We start from the raw sequence: 1,540 nt of genomic DNA, 5'->3' as shown, positions 1-1,540 counted from the left end.
AGCTGCTGGGTCGGGTGCGGGAGACGGCGTTGGCCGCGTACGGGCACCAGGACGTGCCGTTCGAGCACCTGGTGGAGGTGCTGAACCCGTCCCGCTCGCTGGCCTACCACCCGCTGTTCCAGACCATGCTGGCCGTGCAGAACGCACCGGGCGCAGACTTCGCCCTGCCCGGGCTGGAGATCTCCGGACTCGCGGTGCCGACGGGGACCTCGCGGCTCGACCTGACTTTCAGCCTTTCGGAGAACCGCGGGCCGGACGGCGCCCCGGCGGGCCTGACCGGCATGGTCGAGTACAGCACCGACCTGTTCGGCCGGCACACCGTCGAGCAGCTGTTCAGCCGTTGGATCAGGCTGCTGACCGCGGCCGCCGCCGACCCGCAGCGGCCGATCGGCGCGATCGAGGTGCTCGGCGAGGAGGAGCGCCGTGCCCTGTCGGCCGGGACCGCCGAGACCGTACGGGACGTTCCGGACCACGGTGTGCCGGCCCTGTTCGCGGCGCAGGTCACCGAGGCGCCGGAGGCCGTCGCGCTCGTCGGCGCCGATGGAGCCGAATGGACGTACCGCCGACTCGATTCCATGGCGAACCGGTTCGCGCACCTGCTGATGGCACGCGGGGTGGCGCCGGAGCAGGTGGTGGCGGTGGTCCTGCCGCGTTCCGTCGAATGGGTGGTCGCCGTCCTGGGCACGCTCAAGGCCGGGGCCGCGTACCTTCCGGTGGACCCGGCGTACCCGCAGTCGCGGATCGACCTCATGCTGGAGGACGCCGCGCCGGTCGTGGTGATCGACGATCCCGCGCTCGTGCGGGAGGCGGAGGGATTCCCGGCGAGTGATCCGGCAGTGCCGCTCGACGTCCGGCATCCGGCGTACGTGATCTACACCTCGGGCTCGACCGGCCGCCCCAAGGGCGTGGTGGTCGACCACGGTGGTGTGGCGAGCCTGGTCGCCACCCAGGTCGAACGACTGGCGGTCGGGCCCGGCAGCCGGGTGCTCCAGTTCGCCTCGCCCAGCTTCGACGCGTCGTTCTGGGACCTGTGCGCGGCCCTGCTGACCGGGGCCACGTTGGTCCTGGCCCCGGCCGGGACCCCGCTGGAGGCGCTGACCGACGATGCGCTCGGTGTCACCCATGTGATCCTGCCGCCCTCGGCGCTGGCCGCGCTGGGCGATGCCGCGCCCACCGCCGCCACCCTGGTGGTGGGTGGTGAGGCCTGCCCGCCGGAGCTGGTGGCGCGCTGGGCACCGGGGCGGCGGATGGTCAACGCGTACGGCCCCACCGAGACGACGGTGGCCGCGACGATGAGCGACCCGCTCGTGCCCGGATCGGGTGTGCCGCCGATCGGTCGCCCGGTCGTGAACACCCGGGTGTACGTGCTGGACGAGCGGCTGCGGCCGGTGCCGCCGGGTGTGCCGGGTGAGCTGTACGTCGCGGGCGCAGGCCTGGCACGCGGCTACCTGAACCGGCCGGGGCTGACCGCGGGGCGGTTCGTCGCCTGCCCGTTCGGTTCGGCGGGCGGTGGGCTGAGGATGTACCGCACCGGTGACGT

General features: G+C 73.4%; 1 protein-coding gene. It reads left to right on the top strand.

From position 1 onward, the window contains the following. Positions 1–1,540, top strand: a 1,540-nt coding sequence (locus tag ACWEQL_RS42385) for a non-ribosomal peptide synthetase (protein ID WP_452156959.1), incomplete at both ends; no start/stop codon positions are given.

It is taken from the genome of Kitasatospora sp. NPDC004240, assembly GCF_053603215.1.
Note: the sequence above shows the minus strand (reverse complement) of the source record. Positions and strands in the feature narration are given on the sequence as shown.